This is a genomic window from Lysinibacillus sp. GW821-FHT14F06 (assembly GCF_058803665.1).
The window spans coordinates 336,353-354,619 of sequence record NZ_JBXAPF010000001.1 but is presented as its reverse complement, the minus strand read 5'-3'; the positions used below and the strand labels follow the sequence as shown (position 1 = coordinate 354,619).

Below are 18,267 nucleotides of genomic sequence, written 5' to 3'. Positions count from 1 at the left end.
GAGGTAAATATATGTTTCTATTTCGTAAAACCATATTTTGATATCGTAAAGACATGAAATTAATAAAAAAAACCTTATATACTGTATGTATACTAACTAACGGAGGACTCTCTATGACTGTCAAAACCATACAAATATTGGCTACTAGTGATATTCACGGTTATATTATGCCTACTACCTTTCGTGATGAACGGAATGAGACACTTGGATTAGCTAAACTAGCATCCATTATTCAAGAAAAACGACATAAAGGTCCGACACTTTTACTTGATAACGGTGATTTTATTCAGGGAAGTCCTATGACCTTTTATCATCAAAAATTTCAAGCTCACATACCTAACCCATTTATTCAGGTCGCCAATGCTCTTCAATACGATGCCATGATATTTGGCAATCATGAATTTAATTACGGACTGCCTACCTTACAATCTGTCATCAAGCAATCACATTTTCCATGGTTAGGTGCAAATATTTTAACGGATGGCGGCAGCCCTTTGACAAAGCCTTATATCATTAAAGAAGTAGACGGTATTCATATAGGCGTTTTAGGCGTGACAACTCATTTTGTGCCACATTGGGAGGAGCCACAGCATATTTTTGGACTTCACTTCGAAGACGCCTTTACAAGTGCTAGCTATTGGGCAAAATGGATGCGTGCAAACGAACAAATAGATGTTCTTATCCTTTGCTATCATGGGGGATTTGAGCGAGACCTAGAGACAGGAGCATTACTAGAGGATGAAAATGGAGAAAATCAAGGGTACCGTATGTGCACAGAAATCGAAGAAGTAGATATCATCATTACTGGACATCAGCATCGTGAAATATGTTCGATTATCAACGGAAAATCAGTTGTTCAGCCCGGTACTAAAGGTATTTGCCTAGCCAGTATCGAATTAGCCATTACACTGGATAATGAACAGAGAATTCATTCCATAGCTAATACGCCATCTCTACTGTATGTGAAGGAAGACACTAAATGTCAAGCAACTGTTTGCGATCTTATCTCCCCTACTTTTCAAAAAACAGATGCATGGCTTGATGAGACAATTGGGACTATCCAAGGAAATATGCTTGTGGAGGAAGCGTTTCTTGCCCGTATTCAAGAGCATCCCTATATTGAATTTATTAATCGTATTCAAATGGAAGCATCAGGGGCTGCTATTTCTTGTACAGCGCTCTTTCATGATGAGCATGGTGGCTTAAAGCATGCGGTAACAATGCGGGATATAGTCACCAATTATATTTATACAAATACCTTAAAGGTACTGCGACTATCTGGACTGGATATCTTGTTAGCCCTTGAACAATCAGCGACCTATTTTACGGTTGATGGAGACGAGTTAAAAGTAGCTAAAACATTTCTATATCCAAAGGCACAACCTTATAATTATGATATGTGGGAGGGCATCGAGTATGTCCTAGATATTTCAAAGCCTATTGGCGAGCGCGTCACTATGCTAACCATACAAGGTGAGCCTATAAAAATGGAGGAAGAATTTGAAGTAGTGATGAGCAGCTATCGGGCTACGGGAGCAGGTAATTTTGATTTTTTAAGAAATCGACATGTTGTAAAGGAGATACAAATAGATATGACGGAGCTGATTGCTGAGTATCTTCTAAAATATCCTATCATCCAAGCGACATGTAATCATAATTGGCGGGTAACATTTTAACTAACCTCTATAAAATAATTACGCCATACTCTTTGTGAAAGTATCTCACAAGAATATGGCGAATTTTTATTCTATCTAATTAAGAATTTTGTCGTATTTGATGAATGCTTTTTCCTTCTGTAAACGCATGGAGAGACGCTATCTTGCCTACTGATTTAAAGTTTGCCTTGTCGTAGACCTTTGCTACCTGCGCATTTATTGGCATTATCCAAAGATTTTCTAACCCTAGCTGGATTGACTGTTGCTGAATATGCTGAAGGATATATCCAATCAGCCCTTGCCCTCGATGGCTTTCGAGTGTTGCTACACTTTCAATTCTACCTTGATTTCCTGAGACAAAAAGATTAGCAGTACAGCATGCTTTTCCATCTAGCTTTAATAAATAATACGTAAAATACGGGGAGCGGTATGTTTGCTCAAAAGCCTTCTTTATCAATGAAGGTTCCCCAAATGTTGCAATACTCATTTCAACTGCCATTGCTTCCTCTACATTCGTATCTGTTACTCGTTCGATACCTATAGCTGAATTATGTGGTAGTAATGTGGATTCACCATTCCAACATTGTATATCATCTGTAAAGCTTTCATATTGAAAGCCGTGCATTTCTAATGCATTTATACATGCCTGATTTTCCTCCAAATTGTATAGGTACAATCTTGGCACAAGTGATTTAGATTGGTAGAAATCCTTTATTTTGCTCAATACCTCATCAGGATTACTTATCTTACGCCAAATATGTGCATGATTTGCATCATAATATGTTGGGTTATCCTCATTGTAAAATAATACACCTTCCTTACATGTCTCCATCTTGCTAAAACTCTTTAGATAATGAAGATCAAGCTCTATTATGTGCTCTAAACTATTCATTCCCTGTTCCTCCCTCGATCCATCTTTCGAATAAAATCTCTAACTGTCGTTCAAGCTTTTGACGCTGCTCCTTAGCAAGTGTCGGCTCCTGTAATTTTAGTTCAAGCTTTTCAATTTGCTGCTCAATAGGCATCTCTTGCTTAGCATTAATGGCCTTTGCTGTTATTTCTTTTATTACAGGTTCCTCTACTAGTTCAGCATGTTTTTTCCTTGCCCACTCATAATCACCCTCAAATACTTGAATGACTTCATGCTTGATCCATGCTACTTTTGTAAAAATCTTTCGTAAGAAATATCGGTCATGAGACACACCTATTATCGTTCCCTCAAAGGATTCCAATGTATCCTCCAATACTTCTCTCGCCTCAATATCTAAATGGTTGGTTGGTTCATCCAGTATCAATAAGTTGATATCCTCATGCATTAATTGGGCCAGACGTAAGCGCATCTTTTCACCACCGCTTAAATTCTTCACTTTCTTAAAGACGTCATAGCCATAAAATAAAAATTGAGCAAGTATATGTCGTGCCTCAGCCTCTGATACTGAGACACTTTCTCGAAAGGCATCAATTAAACGAATTGATGGATGCTCATGCTCAAACTGCTGCGAAAGGTAGCCAATTTTCACACTGCTACCAACACGACAGATACCCTCATTTGGTACAACCTCACCTAGTATCATTTTTAATAATGTGGATTTACCACTGCCATTGTCGCCAACAATCGCTAGGCGTTCTCCGAAGTAAACAGACAAATCGCATTCCTTTAATAACGGCTTATCAAATGCATGGTTAATTCCCTTCATTTGTACAACCTCTTTACCACTACGCTCAGCCATTGTCAGTGCTAAATTCATTTTCTTTTTCGTTAACGGCTTCTTAACTCTCTCGATTCGAGCCAATGCCTTTTCCATGCTTTTGGCCCGTCGATGCAAGGAAGCGTTCGGAGGATTCGCCTCATTTGCCCATTGCTTTAAACGCTTGATGGTTTCCTGCATTTTTTTAATTTTCTTCTGCTGTTCCTCAAATTCAGCAAATTGCTGTTCAACCTTCGCTTCCTTTTGTTTCACAAATGCATCATAATTGCCAAGGTACGTAAATGCCTCTCCATCTTCAATTTCTATTATCTTTTGAGCCATTTGATTCATAAAATGGCGATCATGGGATACAACAATCACTATCCCTGCGAAGTTTCGCACATAACTTTCCAGCCATTCAATTGCCTGCATATCTAAATGATTGGTTGGTTCATCTAATAGCAAAATAGAAGGATTACTTAGAAGGATTTGCCCAAGCATCACCTTTGTTTTCTCTCCACCACTTAGGCTAGTAAAAGGCTGCTCAAGTAATAGTGTAATGCCTAAGCCATTAGCAATCATCGCCAATTGTGCATCAATCTCGTAGCCTCCCTGCAGCATGAATTGTTCCTGCACATGACCATATTGCTCTAGTACCTTATCTGATACAGCTACCTGCATTTCCTGCTCCAGCTTTGTCATCTTTGCCTTCAATGCATAAATTTCAGCAAATGCCTCCTCTAGTACTTGCTTTACAGTCAGCAAAGGATAATGCGGAATTTGATGAAGATAGCCGATAGTTGCTTCCTTACTTTTTATAATCCGTCCCTTATCCGGTGTATCCAAACCAGATAATAGCTGTAATAAAGTCGTTTTGCCGCTTCCGTTCACGCCAACAATAGCAACATGCTCTCCTGTATTTACTTCTAATTGAAGTCCTTCAAATAAAATGTTCCCACCAATAATTTTTTGTATTTGTTCAGCTTTAATTTGCATCGTTTTTTCCTCCAATGAAACGTGCGAAAACATCTATAGACACAAAAAAAGACTGCTCCATTAACAAGCAGTCTTTTCCTCATTAATTTGTGAAAAAGAATGGTTAATCCGCTACGTTTGTTATTATTTGATTTTGCTTAAAAATGGACAGACCTCTCCCGTTGTTCGCAAAATCGAAAGTAATAACACGTGCAAAATACATAGCTGTATCCACTTTTACACATGTTTTCGTAGCGTTTTGTTTCATTCCTTTTCACCTCCGTTCATAATAATTAAATTTATAATACCATATTGCAAGGACATTAGAAAAGAAAAAATTTCAGTTGTCACTTTTTTGTAAATATACAAATGTTCCATCTAGCTATATACTATTTAAAATAGAAATATTTTCCTGAATTATTTCAATATAGTGAATTGACAGTAAGCTTTTTCATCATTAGCTTACTGTCTATTTTATGTGGTTAATATGTGGAGGGGCATTTATGAAAAAACTAAGTATGCAAAACAAAATGAGCTTGTTGATTGTTGCAATCATTACCTTTGTTCTGATTGCGATTAGTCTAGTAAATACAAGCGAAATGAAAACAGCTTTACAAGATGAATATAATATCCGTCTTAATCAGATTTTAGATTTAAGTGTACATAATCTCCATCAAACCTTACCAGGAGATTGGCAGCTAAAAAACGGAGAGCTTTACAAGGGAGATGCAAAGGTAGCGGATGAGACTGACATCATCGATAAATTGGGAGAATTATCTCAATCAGCAATTACAATTTTCGCTAATGATACACGTATTAATACAAATATAGTTGTAGATGGACAGCGAGCAATTGGAACAACTGCAGATCCAAAAGTAGTGGAGGCTGTACTGTCCCAGGGAAAAATATATACAGGCACAGCAGAGGTTGTGGGTGAACCCTATTTTACAAAGTATGAACCCCTTCATAATGCAGATGGAGAAATAATTGGCATGATTTTTGCAGGTGTACCTTCTTCTGATATCGATGCAGCGGCCCAAAAAATGCTCTTTAAAATGGGTGTTCTTGCAGTTATTACAGCGATAATTGCAGTAATTGCAGGTATCTTATTTGTACGAGGGATTGTTAAACCATTAAAGCACTTAAATGCTCAACTAGAAACCATTTCGGCTGGAAAGGGCGATTTAACACAACAGATTATTGTTAAGTCTAAGGATGAAATCGGTGAGCTAGCAAGTTCATTCAATGCGATGCTTGCAACATTACGTAAGATGATGCAACGAGTGGATGAAACAGCTAATCAGGTGTCTGCATCATCTGCTGAGCTTTCTGCAACTGCTGGCTCTACGACAGACACAACAGAGAATTTAACAGCCAATATGCAGGAATTAGCAAGCGGTGCCAGCACACAAAAGCATAGTGCTAATGAAAATGCTGAGGCCATGCAGGATATTGCAGGAGGCATTCAATTAGTAACAGAAACAAATAGCGAGGTTTCTTCCTATGCTTCTGATGCTTTTGATACAGCTAAGCATGGAGAACAGACAGCACAGGAGATGCAAATGCAAATGCAGGCGATGGCAGTAGCAGTGCAAGAAAGTGCCAATTCGATTGCGGCACTTGATACACATGCTAATAAAATTGACGAAATTGTTGAAGTGATTCATGCCATTGCGGATCAAACGAATTTACTGGCGTTAAATGCCTCTATTGAAGCGGCACGTGCTGGAGAACATGGTAAAGGTTTCGCAGTGGTAGCCGAAGAGGTTCGTAAATTAGCAGAGCAATCAAAAACATCTGCAGCAGAAATTACCCAGACGATTCATACAATGCAGCAGCTAGCGAAGGATGCACGTGAGCATATGCAAGAGAGTGAGCAAGAAGCTGCTTCAAGTGCCAAGGTTGTGCAGACAACAAGCGTTGCATTTGAAGAGATTACAGCTAAGGTATCTCTCGTAACCAATAAAATTCAAGAGGTTTCAGGGATTGCTGAAGAGCTCTACGCGCGTATAGAGCAGGCCAATGCTTCTACACATATTATGGCTGAGATTGCCGTTGAAGCACGTGAGCAGTCGAAGGTCGTTACACAAATTGCAGAAGCAAATCTCGAATCCATGGAGGACATCAATATAGCTGCCTCACAGCTTACAAAAAATGCTGAGTCCTTGCAAAATTTAATTCATCAATTTAAATATTAATGATAAAGATTGTTCATTTGGTAAAAGCCAATGGACAATCTTTTTTATACTTGTAGGTGAAATGTCGTGAGTATACGCTTTTTAACACTACAGGTAAGGACAATCGCAATAGTCTGTCTGATTATGATAATAATAACACGATTCGTTTCCAGTGATCGATCACCATGCTTGTCTCCCGCTACACTCTCATCTTTTTCACAAACATTTTGACAAACGGAACAAGGAAGATAGATACAACCAACACACGGAAAAGCTGAAAGGCCGTAACAATGGTGACATTTGCATGAACAGAAGCGGCGATTATCCCCATTTGATCGAGCCCACCTGGTACAATACTTAAAAAGCCTGTCCCAAAATCAAGATTGTACAAGCTCTGCATTACAAATGTTAAGCCGTAAGCACCTCCAATAAAGATACCAGCTGATACAAATGCATAAAACACATGCTTCTTTGATAAATGTAGATCCTCTTTTTTTAGTAAAAGCCCAATATAAATACCAAGCATTAGTTGAGCAATATGTAGTAAGGATATCGGCATTTGCGGTACCTCTATCCCAGCTATATTGATACCCATTAATAAAAATACAGGTCCGAGCATATAGCCGGTTGGGATTTTTAATTTTTGCGCAAGCCATCCTACAGCGCTACATAAAACAAGTACCCCAATAAGCCTCCATGTATATGCCCCATCTATAGTGCTACCGCCTCCACCAGAACCTGCTACCATTAAAGGCACAAAGCCAACGATTAGCAGTACCCTCAATATTTGAAAGAATGTAATGACAACCATGTCCATATCCCCTTGCTCCTCAGCAAAGGCCACAACCTGTGACATTCCCCCAGGTACACAGCAAGTTAATGCGGTCGCAAAATCTAAATCTGTACGCTTTGCCACGATATAACTTACAGCAAAAAACAAAGCGATAAACAAAAGATTGAGCACAATCATGCTCCCTAAAAATTGTTTAATATCCTGTACAGCTTCTGGTGTAAAAGCAAACCCAATAGAATATCCCGCTACGATTAATCCAAAATTCCGAAAATACGGATGCCATTTCAATTGTACTTTTGTTGATAACTGAACAATAAGTACTGCCGCTATGGCTCCTAGTAACCATGGCATTGGAATATGGGCAGCTTGAAAGATAAAGGCCCCTACTAGCCCAATACATAATGTAATAAACATGTGTCGATCAAAAACAAGCATAGAAGCAACCCCTCGTGACTGACTGAATAAGTCCATTATGCCGTTAACTTCCCTATTTTTCTACTTCGCTGCTTTTAGCAAGATTCTATATTGTGAAAAAAACCTGTCATCATTAAATTTCGACCTCTTATCGAAGAAATTCTCCCAGCCAATTTTTTCTATGCTACATTATTATTACCTGATTCAGTGTTAACCCAGTAATGGGAATAGGTAAAGGAGGCCTCTAATGAAGATTCATTTAACAATTAATAGCGCGCTAGAAGAAATTGAGATTCATATACAAGCGAAAGAATATAACGAACAAATTGAGCGACTGATGAAGCAACTCCAAGCTTCACAAACAACGATGATAGATGGCTATATACAGCAGGAAATTCATATGCTAAAAATTTCTGAAATTTTCTCGATTTATGCGGAGGATGCGAAGGTATTTTTGCAGACAGAAGAGCAGGAATTTGAATCAAAACGCAAATTATATGAACTAGAAGCGCAGTTTGCAAAAGATTTTACACGAGTGAGTAAATCAACACTCGTCAACATTCATAAAATTGCCTCTATTCAAATGGGGAAACTGGGAACGACGGAACTAATACTTGAAAATGATGTTACCGTACATGTCAGCCGAAAATATTTAAAAGAGTTAAAACGCCATTTAGGTATCGGGAGGGATTCATAATATGAAAACATTGCGCATGATGATTATTGGTCTACTTATTTCGCTAAGTTCTTCCTACGTCCTAGTGACCTTAAGTATGATGTCTAATAATGGAGTGATAGTAGGATCAGAATTACTTGAGCAAGTAATAATCGCTGCCATTCTAGGTGTTGTCATAGGCTTATTGTCCTTAATATATGATATCGAGCGATTACCCTTTTTAATACAACTGTCCTTACACATAATCGCTGTAACTTTGTGTGTAATCATCGCAGGTTATTTTGGCCACTGGTTCGATCATTCTAGTCTTGTATATATACTGATAGCCGAAATCGTTATTTACGTTATCGTATGGGGTATTACCTACGTGCTTCAATTAAACGATATTAAAGAAATCAACCATGAAATACAAAAAAGAAAGGAATAACCTATTATGAAATTTGCTATACAAGTTGACAACTTACGTAAGCAATATGGTGAGCATCAGGCTGTCAAAGGGATTTCATTTACTGTAGAAGAAGGCACCCTCTTCGCATTTTTGGGGGCAAATGGTGCAGGGAAATCAACAACCATTGAAATACTTTGTACCTTATTACAAAAATCAAGCGGTACTGTAAAAATTAACGGTCATACCCTTGATGCAAGCGATCACAATGCTGAAATACGAAAATCAATTGGTGTGGTTTTTCAGCAAAGCCTACTTGATGAGCGATTAACCGTTCGTGAAAATATACTGCATCGCGGCAAAACATATGGCTTATCAAGAGCACAGCTTGCTGAAAACTATCAATTTGTTTCTACCTATTTACATTTAGAGGATATAGAAAAACGCAAATACGGAACATTGTCAGGTGGTCAAAAAAGACGTGCCGATATTGCACGAGCACTCATTCATCGACCGAAAATTTTATTTTTAGATGAACCAACAACTGGATTAGATCCACAAACACGTCAATTTGTTTGGCAGGCAATTAAGCAGCTACAAATTGAAACAAATATGACTGTGTTTTTGACAACGCATTATATGGAGGAAGCGGCTGTTGCACATCATGTCATTGTTTTAAAGCAAGGAGAAATTGTCGCTGAGGGGACACCAGATGCTTTGAAAACTAAATATGCCTATGATTCAATGGCACTCGTCTTCCATAATAGTGCTGAAGGTAGTAAATGGCTCAAGGACAATGCCATTTCCTACACAGAAAAGCTTGGTATTTACACTATTCGAGTTGACTCAACGCTCCATGCCTTGGATTTCTTAAAAAAGGCAGAGCCGTTCATCGCCTCCTTTGAAGTAATAAAAGGTACAATGGATGATGTCTTTCTTCATATTATGGCAGAGGGAGGTGCAGCGTAATGGAAGCATTTATTAGCCTAGTACAACGAAATAATAAAGTTTTTCGTAGAGATAAAACACAAGTTTTCTATTCACTGCTTTCTGTTATCATAGTAATCGTGCTGTATGCCGTATTTCTACAAAAAATGCAGGTGGATGCTATTGAGCAAATGACTGAGGCTACACCTGAACTAATCACAATGGTGAATGAATGGCTTGTAGCGGGACTGCTATCCATGATCGCTGTATCTACAACACTCGCAGCCTATGGAATTGCCGTAAAAGATTTGGAATCTAAAGCACAGGCTGATTTTTTAACCGCGCCTATTTCAAGAGCCACTATTCAATTTAGCTATGTCTTCAATGCCTTTATTATCGGCTGTATCTTTTCCTTTATTGCCCTCGTTGGTTGTGAAATCTTTATTGTTTCCACTGGCGGTCAGCTTCTCAGCATTGGGGATTTTATTCATGTAGTGGGCCTATTATTTTTATCTGTATTACTTGCCAGTGTTTTTAATCTCTTTCTAGTATTATTTGCGACTACGCAAAACTCCTTTTCAACATTAAGTACCCTTGTGGGAACTGCGCTTGGTTTCTTATGCGGGGTTTATGTCCCTATTGGTGCATTACCAAGCTTTGCACAAAATTTGATTATGTATTTCCCTATCAGTCATACAACTTTACTATTACGCAATGCATTTATGGAAAGCTCCATTGCTGGAGTTTTCGAAGGCGTACCTGCTTCACATGTGGAAGAATATAAAGAAATGTATGGCATTGTCTATGATTTACATGGAAATATTCTCAGTACCTCTACAAGCGTCATCATTATTCTAGCTACTATTCTTATACTAGCTATCCTATCTATTATTCTTTTCAAAAAGAAAAATAAATAGGTTTTAACACATCGTTGATTAAACGATGTGTTTTTTATTGATTTAAAACAAACATTTTGTTATTTTAAATATAAATAAGCAAACAAAATTTTATTTTGTTTGCTTTAAGGAGGACTTCTAATGGATGTTAATGAATTATTTTGGCAAGCATCGATTGAGGACATTAAAAAGGGCTTCGTAGATGAAACAGCACATTTTACTTGCTTGCTTTGCGGTGAACGAATTGAAAAAGGAATTATTTATCCCCATGAAGGCGTACTTTATGAGGCAGAGAAATTTATGCAACATCATATTACTTCTGCACATCATTCCGTTTTTCATTATTTAAATGGATTAAATAAAAAAATGACAGGGCTAACAGACCATCAAAGTCATATCATTCGTTTGTTCTATGAGGGACATACAGATCAAGAGATGAAAGAGAAGCTTGATATCGGCAGCGCAACAACGATTCGTCATCATCGTTTTACCCTTAAGGAAAAGGAGCGACAAGCAAAAACATTTCTTGCGATGATGGAACTGCTAAAAGAAAAGAATCAAAAGGAAGATCATTTTATCCCAATCCATAAATCCGCAACGATGGTGGATGATCGCTATAATATTACGTTATCTGAGGAACAAGAGTTGCTCGAAAAGTATTTTCCAAAGGGAATTGGTAAAGAGCTTACCCGTTTTCCAACACGGGAGAAACATAAAATTGTCATCCTTCGAGCAATCACAAAGCTTTTCGATAAAACCAAACAGTACACAGAAAAAGAATTAAATGAGGTAATCCAGCCAATGTATGAGGATTATGTACAAATTCGCCGTTATTTAATTGAGTATGGTTTTATGGACCGTACAGATGATGGCAGTGCCTATTGGATAAAGTGAAACTGAATTAGAGGGGATATCTATATGATTAGTCATTACCCATCTGGTAGTTATTATAAAGGACTGCTGTTAATGCAGGATAAAAAATAAGAAAGAAGGATTTTCAATGGACCATAAAAAACAATTAAAGGAAATGTATAAAGAAATGAAAATTGAAGCGGGCGTTTTTACAATGACCAATAAACAAAATGGAAAAGTGTTTGTAGGTAGCTTCAATAATTTAAAGCGCCTAAACGGATTTCAATTTTCGCTTAAAACAAATTCATATACGAATAAAAAACTACAAGCGGATTTCAACACTTTCGGTCAAGATGCTTTTGACCTTGAAATCGTTGAATACTTAAAGAAAAAAGAAGAGGGCTATTTTGATGCCAAAAGAGAACTAGAAAAACTAGAGCAAAAGTGGCTCGACACGCTAAAGCCTTTTGGTGACCGTGGCTATAATGCCTAAATAATATTTTTCTTGGCAGTAATTTTGATGAACGTTTTCTGTTTGATCCCAAGCCGTTTCGATTGGCTTGGGGTTTCTTTTGTCCGACTTTTTAAGTTAGCCAGGGCATTGCTTCGGTTACCTGAGCGGTCTTCTCCTGCATCAGAGCATTTTCGTGGCCTACCTGAGCGCTTTTCTCTTGAAGCTGAGCATTTATTCGACCTACCCGAGCGCTTTTCTCTTGAAGCTGAGCATTTATTCGACCTACCCGAGCGCTTTTCTCCTGCACCTGAGCGTTGCTTCGGCCTACCCGAGCGAATTTTTTCAGACCTGAGCATTACTTCGACCTAACCGAGCGGTATTCTCTTGAAGCTGAGCATTTCTTGATCTACACGAGCGTTTTTCTCTTATACCTGAGCTTTTCTTTGTCTAAAAGTGCCCTTTTCCTCAATATATCTTAGAAAAAGGGCAGTTTTTTAACCTTCTATTTAACATTATACTCAAGCCGGTCACATTGTCTCTTCAAGTAAAAGAACTTCCTGCTGTGCTTTTTTTGTTAGCTTTCCGAAAACTAGCTCGTAGGAATGATCTAGGAGCTTTTCCACTAACTCAAAGGGTACATCATCTGCATCCATGTAAATAGAGTTCCAATGAGTTTTATTCATATAATAGCCAGGTATGATACTTTCGTAAGATTCCCTTAATTCTTCTGCACGTTGGGGCTCGCATTTCAACGTAAGAACTGGCTTTCCGGTAGCATTTCCACCTATCATTGCATACATTTTTCCACCAACTTGGTAGCGCTCAGCCTCCCACTCCAGTTTATAATCGTGTATTGTTCCACGAAGCTTTAAGCAATACGTATGAATTGATTCTTTATCCATTATTAAATTCTCCCTTTCTGTCCCGTAATAAAAACACACGTTCGATTATATTTATTATAACCGATAACGTGTGTACAAGAAATATTCATTTCAATTTATATTTACTTTGTGCCCCTATCAAAAACACCAATTACCTCTGTTGTTTGCAAAATATTAACAAAGGCTTTTGCATCCGTTTCCTTTATCATGCTTTTAACTTCGGCAAGCTGATAACGAGTAATTACCGTAATTAGGACCTTACGCCCTTCTCCTGAGTAAGCCCCCTTCGCATCCATTACCGTTACGCCTCGATGAAGCTTTGCTAAGAGTTGCTGCTTCACTTCCTCACCCTTACCTGTAATAATCATCAGCGTCAATTTAATATGGCTTGTATGAATCGTATCGACAACCTTGCCAGTAGCATAAATCGATACAAGTGTGAGTAAGGCGGCATCCCAGCTAAAAACGAAGCCTGAGATAGCTACCACTATTCCATTCATCCCAGAAATTAATGCGCCTAATGGGAAATCACGTTTTCGGCTTAATAGCATGGCTATAATATCAAAGCCACCAGAGGAGCCAGAAGCACGGAAAATCATACCTGCGCCGATTCCGACAATAACGCCACCAAATAAGGAGGCAAGGATGGGTTCTTGTGTAGCCTTATAAATAGGAATAATATACAGGCTAATTGACAAGACAGCCACTGATAGTATCGTATATCCGATAAACCGCTTCCCAAGCTTCATAACCCCTATAATAAGTAGCGGCAAATTCAATAGTAAATTTAAAACCCCTGTATTTAAGGGGGTAACAATACCGAGCATGATAGCAATTCCACTTAATCCACCACTTAAAATTTCATGGGGAATTAACAAAAAGTTATAAGCAAAGGCCACTAAAATCGATGAAAGTGTAATGACGATCATATTACGCATAACGATTCCCCTATCATAAGAACGAACAAGTTTCAAATATCCCTTCTAATAGGATACCCAACTTATCCATCCAAGAAACCTAGCATTTAATATAGCCTTTATTGCTTTTGTTGCTCTTTTTTCTGTTCCTCTTTAACAGGAGGTTCCTTTTTTTGCCCCTCTTTTTCCGCTACCTTATCAATTCGATCCAGCATTGGCGGGTGTGTATAACGGAACCACTTTACAAGAAGCTGTGGATTTACCTCACTTAAACCAGATATCGTTAGTTTTTGGAATGCAGTCACTGCCGACTCTCGATCACCCGTATGTGAAATAGCATATTGATCGGCTCTTATTTCCTGATACCTTGACACATAATTTGTCAGAGGATTGGAAGCAAACAGTAACATAGAGGTAATAAGTAAAAACAACGGATAAGATGCTATATCACCCATTTTATTTATTTTTAATACCTGTCCATATCTTCTAATCACCCATCGCATACATCTGGCAGTCAGCCACAATCCTCCTAAGGTTAACACCAGATACCCTGCGATACCAAAATAAATATGTTTTTCAACGTAATGGCCCATTTCATGTGCCATAATAAATAATATTTCATTGTCCGTGAGTCGATTTAAGGTTGTATCCCATAAGACAATTCTCGAATTGCTTCCAATGCCAGTGACATAAGCATTTAAAGCATTTGTTTTCTCTGCCATATTCACTTCATAAACATGTTCTGCTGGAATATTTGCTTGGGCAGCAATGGATAGAATTTTTGCTTCCAGCTCCTTATTTTTTAATGGATAAAAATCATTATATAAAGGATCAATGACAACAGGCTGGATAAACATCACAAATATTGTAAATGGAATCGTTAAAAGCCATGTATACAACCACCATCTTTTTTCACTCTTTTTAATAAGCCAATATATGACTGTTACAACAATGAGGCTCGTGCCGAAATTCACCCAAAAATCAATAACTCCATCTCGCATCCATGATGAGAATGCCTGTGTGCTGATACCGTAGCTTTTACTTAAATAATAGCGATAATAGTCTAGAGGGAATAGCAGAAGATACAATAGCAGTGATAATAAGAATAAATAGCCTGCATTTCGTAATAACTTCCACTTCGTTTGTGCTGTCGCTACTTTCTCAAAGTAACGTGAAATACCCATTAGTAAAATAAAAGCATACAATAACCATTCTAATGGAGTTGCAACAAAGAAAAGGAAGTTCCTTATTTTCGAATATTCACCACTTAGAAACAGCTCTTTTTCAGACATAAACATAACTGGATCTGCAACTGTTCCCTGCAATGCTCGTGGTACCGTACCACCACCACTATGGAATATATACCAATACATACACAGCAAATAAACACCGAATACTAGTAGCGCGACAATTCCCATTTTTTTCGCTATGTCATTTCCTCCCTTGTGTTTAAAGCTAAGAGTTCGTCCTATAGTAAGTGTAAGCGAAATTAAAAAAGTTAGAACAAATTTTTCTCTGTTTTTATTTACCTTCTATTTTCTTTTACATGAAGTGTAACTTAATCAGTGGATGTTTTCTTTATCTCCTGCTAATTTGCTTTCGGTGAATGTTAAAATTGATGAAGTTTATCTTATCCTATTTATTTTAACCTTTACATGATAAACTAATAAACCGCCACTGTTGGCGAAAAAGAGCTAGCCAACAAGCACTTTCACCTGATGGCTACCCCATTTTTATAAATCTTTATGTTACTAGTCGTATTCAATCGTCAGGAAAAAAGTTTATTAGCTCTAAACTAAAGGAGGCAGATTTTACTCCTCATTTTTAAGTAATTGCAAAAAAGTGGTTTCTTTATTCGTAAATGAACTATGAAAATAAATGGTCGTTTGAGCTTGTATTTTTTTAGAAAGCGTTAAAATATCATGATAATCTGGATGTGTTTTATAAAAAAATTCCTTGTATTGTGTTTGTGAGAACATCAGTTTATAGTTATCTTTTTGCCAATAGCCCGTAAAAATAACGATAGCTTTCGGTATTTTTTGTAGCAGCTCCAATAGCCTCGACTTATCACGATCTGGCACAAAATAAATATTTTCAAGATTAGTACTGTTTGTCAGACATTTTTCCTTAAATGATGGGACATTTGTAGACAGTAAATTTTCAGTTGCCTTCTCATACTGTTCAAATAACGATACTAAATCCTGATCGATATGCAAGGTTCTTTGTGTATGCTGATGAAGGAATGCTGCAATATCGACAGTTTTCCCTGAAAATGAAGATGGAAAAATAAATGGATATTCTGGATGATCGCTAATACATTCTATTATTTGTTGCAATGTTTGAAGATTATTGATTTGTTTTTCAACATGACCACTGTCGATAAATGCAACATCATAAATCGTCCCATCCGCTATTGGTAACGTAGCCTTTAATAAATAAGAATCCATGACATAATCGCCAGTGTAAAAGAGCATCTTCCCCCAAAAACGAATTTTATACCAAACACTTCCAATGAGATGACCGCTATACCCCCACTGATAGGCAACATCCTTATTAACAATTATCCATTCACCAATGGATTCTGGGTGAAAAATACTTATATTTGGAAATGTCATTTTTAATTGCAGTGCAGTCATATCACTCATAATAATGGGTCCATTATATCCCCACTTTTCGAGTAACGGAATAGCACCGACATGATCAATATGGGAATGGGAAATAAATACTGCCTCAAGCCTTGCTACGTGATCCTCAGTTAAGTTTGGCAAGGTCTTTTGAGGATTATTCATCACACCACAATCAAGTAAAATAGCACGCCCCTCTTTTTCAATAAAAAAACAATTACGTCCATATTCACCGACTCCACCCAAAATCTCGATATTAAGCATTTTCATGTCCTCCCCGCTTTTGCAGCCACTCGAGTAGAAACATGAAAATAACGGTCATGACAACTGTTATGACTGCAACAGCCATTCCTACCCCAACATTTCCTTGCTCAAACTGACTGTAAATAAATGTTGCCCCAGTCTCCACTGATGGAGGCAAAATTAATAATCCAGCAACAAGCTCACGCATGGAAATAATAAATGTCATCATCATACCAGCAAGAATTCCTTGCATTAATAAAGGAATTATAATCTGGCGGTAAACATCCCATTTACTTCGTCCAAAAATAGCTGCTGATTGAAAGATTGATGAATCTATTTGAGATAATGAGGATTTTGTGTATTGCACAGAATATGGTAAGAAAAGAACACAATACGTGACAACAACCATTGTCTTTGTGTTATATATGGTTGCTGGTAACCATGGCGCATTCCAGAACATGATTAACCCAACTACAAAGACAATTCCAGGTACAATAGTGGGCATTAAACTAAAGAAGTCTAATACTTGCTGTTTTTTCGTTTCACCCTTTTTAATATATAGAGCAATACACAATCCAATAATAGCTGTCACAATAGCTGTTATAACAGAAAACATCACACTATTTAAAAATGCCGATAATCCTGCGCTTCCCCCTGTAAACACCTCTTGATAGGATGCAAAGCTAAAATTTCCTGCCTGCAAACCATCTCCCCTTACTTTTTGCAAAGATGTCACAACAATGGAAAAATAAGGAATGACAATTGACAATATAAGAATAATTCCCACAAACATCCAAGAGCCTAATTTGATAGTCCATTTATCCTTAACCACACGCATTGCTGGTGTTTTACCAGATAGAACGCCATATGTATGTTTACGTCCGATAAGATTTTGAATATACCAGATGACAAGACAAACTGATAGTAAAAATAAAGACAGGGATGTCGCCATGCTAATGTCTACTGGCCACCTTGATAGGTAAGTGTGAATTTCCGTTGTAAATACTTGAAATCCAATTCGACTTCCAAAAGTGGCGGGTGTTCCAAACTCTGCAAGCGTTTTTATAAAAATAAGCAAGCTTCCTAGTACATAGCTAGATACCACTAAAGGCAAAACGATTTTAGTCCAATTTCTCCATGGGCTTCGTCCAAAAATGAGTGCTGCATCTAAAAAGGAGCCATTGATACGAAGGAGCGTATTTTTCAACATTAAATATAAAAAGGGAAAGAGATGTAAGCTCATAATCATCACCATACCAAATAAAGAAAAGAAGGTATCCGTCAACCAAGCTGTTCTCGGGAATAGCTGTTGGAGAAAGCCATTATGCTGCATAAACAAAATCCATCCCATTGAACCAATATATGGAGGAGTCATAAAAGGAATAGTTAAGATAATATCGAGCCAATCATAGCGATATAAGCTTGTTTTCGTTCTGATAAATGCCATAGGAAATGCAATAATGGTTGTTCCAACTATTACAAGCACCCCTAATAGTATAGAGTTTCCAAGTGTACGCCACACTCTTTCAGCTTCCAGCATTCGATTGATTTGTGAGATGTCGAATTGCCCATCCTTAATAAAAGTGTAACCTAATATAGCTATTAATGGGGCGATAGCAAATGTGACAACAATTGTCAGTAAAAAACCAAAAGTGCGTCTGCCTTCCATTATCATTGATGTTTCAATCCTTCCATCTAAAAACTTGAAGG

17 protein-coding genes are annotated in these 18,267 nt (G+C 37.6%); 8 read left to right on the top strand and 9 right to left on the bottom strand.

Features of this window, described 5'->3' with window-relative positions; genetic code table 11:
- Window positions 1-113 precede the first annotated feature (113 nt).
- The gene (locus AC1RNS_RS01755; protein WP_492990324.1) at window positions 114-1,676 is read left to right on the top strand and encodes a bifunctional metallophosphatase/5'-nucleotidase; all 1,563 of its coding nucleotides are present in this window, start codon (window positions 114-116) and stop codon (window positions 1,674-1,676) included.
- 79 nt (window positions 1,677-1,755) lie between these two features.
- Here the strand turns inward: AC1RNS_RS01755 and AC1RNS_RS01750 are convergent, their stop codons facing one another.
- From AC1RNS_RS01750 to AC1RNS_RS01740, 3 genes are all read right to left on the bottom strand, one after another.
- Window positions 1,756-2,547 carry a GNAT family N-acetyltransferase gene (locus tag AC1RNS_RS01750; protein ID WP_492990323.1) on the bottom strand — a complete coding sequence of 264 codons (792 nt, stop codon included), beginning with the start codon at window positions 2,545-2,547 and terminating at the stop codon, window positions 1,756-1,758.
- On the bottom strand, window positions 2,540-4,339 hold the full coding sequence (gene abc-f, locus AC1RNS_RS01745) for a ribosomal protection-like ABC-F family protein (protein ID WP_492990322.1): 1,800 nt from the start codon (window positions 4,337-4,339) through the stop codon (window positions 2,540-2,542). The genes AC1RNS_RS01750 and abc-f overlap by 8 nt, the downstream gene beginning before the upstream one ends.
- A gap of 103 nt (window positions 4,340-4,442) precedes the next feature.
- Complete coding sequence (locus AC1RNS_RS01740; protein ID WP_283871464.1) at window positions 4,443-4,586, bottom strand: RAxF-45 family protein; 144 nt, start codon at window positions 4,584-4,586, stop codon at window positions 4,443-4,445.
- A 235-nt stretch (window positions 4,587-4,821) separates the two neighbouring features.
- Here AC1RNS_RS01740 and AC1RNS_RS01735 point away from each other — a divergent pair, with 235 nt between their 5' ends.
- Window positions 4,822-6,516 carry a methyl-accepting chemotaxis protein gene (locus tag AC1RNS_RS01735; protein ID WP_492990320.1) on the top strand — a complete coding sequence of 565 codons (1,695 nt, stop codon included), beginning with the start codon at window positions 4,822-4,824 and terminating at the stop codon, window positions 6,514-6,516.
- Window positions 6,517-6,694: 178 nt separating this feature from the next.
- Here the strand turns inward: AC1RNS_RS01735 and AC1RNS_RS01730 are convergent, their stop codons facing one another.
- Window positions 6,695-7,723 carry an AbrB family transcriptional regulator gene (locus AC1RNS_RS01730; RefSeq protein ID WP_492990459.1) on the bottom strand — a complete coding sequence of 343 codons (1,029 nt, stop codon included), beginning with the start codon at window positions 7,721-7,723 and terminating at the stop codon, window positions 6,695-6,697.
- Window positions 7,724-7,949: 226 nt separating this feature from the next.
- On the opposite strand from AC1RNS_RS01730, the gene AC1RNS_RS01725 reads away from it, so the two are divergent.
- The 6 genes from AC1RNS_RS01725 (at window position 7,950) to AC1RNS_RS01700 (ending at window position 11,931) form a co-directional block, all read left to right on the top strand.
- Entirely contained in the window at window positions 7,950-8,399 is a 450-nt protein-coding gene (locus AC1RNS_RS01725; RefSeq protein ID WP_492990319.1) for a LytTR family DNA-binding domain-containing protein, read from the top strand.
- A gap of 1 nt (window position 8,400) precedes the next feature.
- On the top strand, window positions 8,401-8,805 hold the full coding sequence (locus AC1RNS_RS01720; protein ID WP_492990317.1) for a DUF3021 domain-containing protein: 405 nt from the start codon (window positions 8,401-8,403) through the stop codon (window positions 8,803-8,805).
- A gap of 6 nt (window positions 8,806-8,811) precedes the next feature.
- A complete protein-coding gene (locus AC1RNS_RS01715; protein ID WP_492990316.1) occupies window positions 8,812-9,732 on the top strand; it encodes an ABC transporter ATP-binding protein in 921 nt (306 codons plus the stop codon).
- Window positions 9,732-10,607, top strand: a complete 876-nt coding sequence (locus tag AC1RNS_RS01710; RefSeq protein WP_492990315.1) for an ABC transporter permease — start codon at window positions 9,732-9,734, stop codon at window positions 10,605-10,607. Before AC1RNS_RS01715 ends, AC1RNS_RS01710 begins: the two co-directional genes overlap by 1 nt.
- A 120-nt stretch (window positions 10,608-10,727) precedes the next feature.
- Entirely contained in the window at window positions 10,728-11,480 is a 753-nt protein-coding gene (locus tag AC1RNS_RS01705; protein WP_492990314.1) for a DUF2087 domain-containing protein, read from the top strand.
- A 106-nt stretch (window positions 11,481-11,586) separates the two neighbouring features.
- A complete protein-coding gene (locus AC1RNS_RS01700) occupies window positions 11,587-11,931 on the top strand; it encodes a GIY-YIG nuclease family protein (RefSeq protein WP_492990313.1) in 345 nt (114 codons plus the stop codon).
- A 488-nt stretch (window positions 11,932-12,419) separates the two neighbouring features.
- On the opposite strand, the gene AC1RNS_RS01695 is transcribed toward AC1RNS_RS01700, so the two are convergent.
- The 5 genes from AC1RNS_RS01695 to AC1RNS_RS01675 all read right to left on the bottom strand — a co-directional run bounded on the left by AC1RNS_RS01695 (window position 12,420) and on the right by AC1RNS_RS01675 (window position 18,232).
- Window positions 12,420-12,794, bottom strand: a complete 375-nt coding sequence (locus AC1RNS_RS01695; RefSeq protein WP_492990312.1) for an MmcQ/YjbR family DNA-binding protein — start codon at window positions 12,792-12,794, stop codon at window positions 12,420-12,422.
- 101 nt (window positions 12,795-12,895) lie between these two features.
- Window positions 12,896-13,711: a YitT family protein gene (locus tag AC1RNS_RS01690; protein ID WP_492990311.1), complete on the bottom strand. Its 816-nt coding sequence runs from the start codon at window positions 13,709-13,711 to the stop codon at window positions 12,896-12,898.
- Between the two features lie 98 nt (window positions 13,712-13,809).
- Window positions 13,810-15,120, bottom strand: coding sequence for a M48 family metallopeptidase (locus AC1RNS_RS01685; protein WP_492990457.1), 1,311 nt, complete (start codon window positions 15,118-15,120; stop codon window positions 13,810-13,812).
- A 381-nt stretch (window positions 15,121-15,501) separates the two neighbouring features.
- Entirely contained in the window at window positions 15,502-16,578 is a 1,077-nt protein-coding gene (locus AC1RNS_RS01680) for an MBL fold metallo-hydrolase (protein ID WP_492990310.1), read from the bottom strand.
- Entirely contained in the window at window positions 16,571-18,232 is a 1,662-nt protein-coding gene (locus AC1RNS_RS01675) for an ABC transporter permease (RefSeq protein ID WP_492990456.1), read from the bottom strand. The genes AC1RNS_RS01680 and AC1RNS_RS01675 overlap by 8 nt, the downstream gene beginning before the upstream one ends.
- Window positions 18,233-18,267 lie beyond the last annotated feature (35 nt).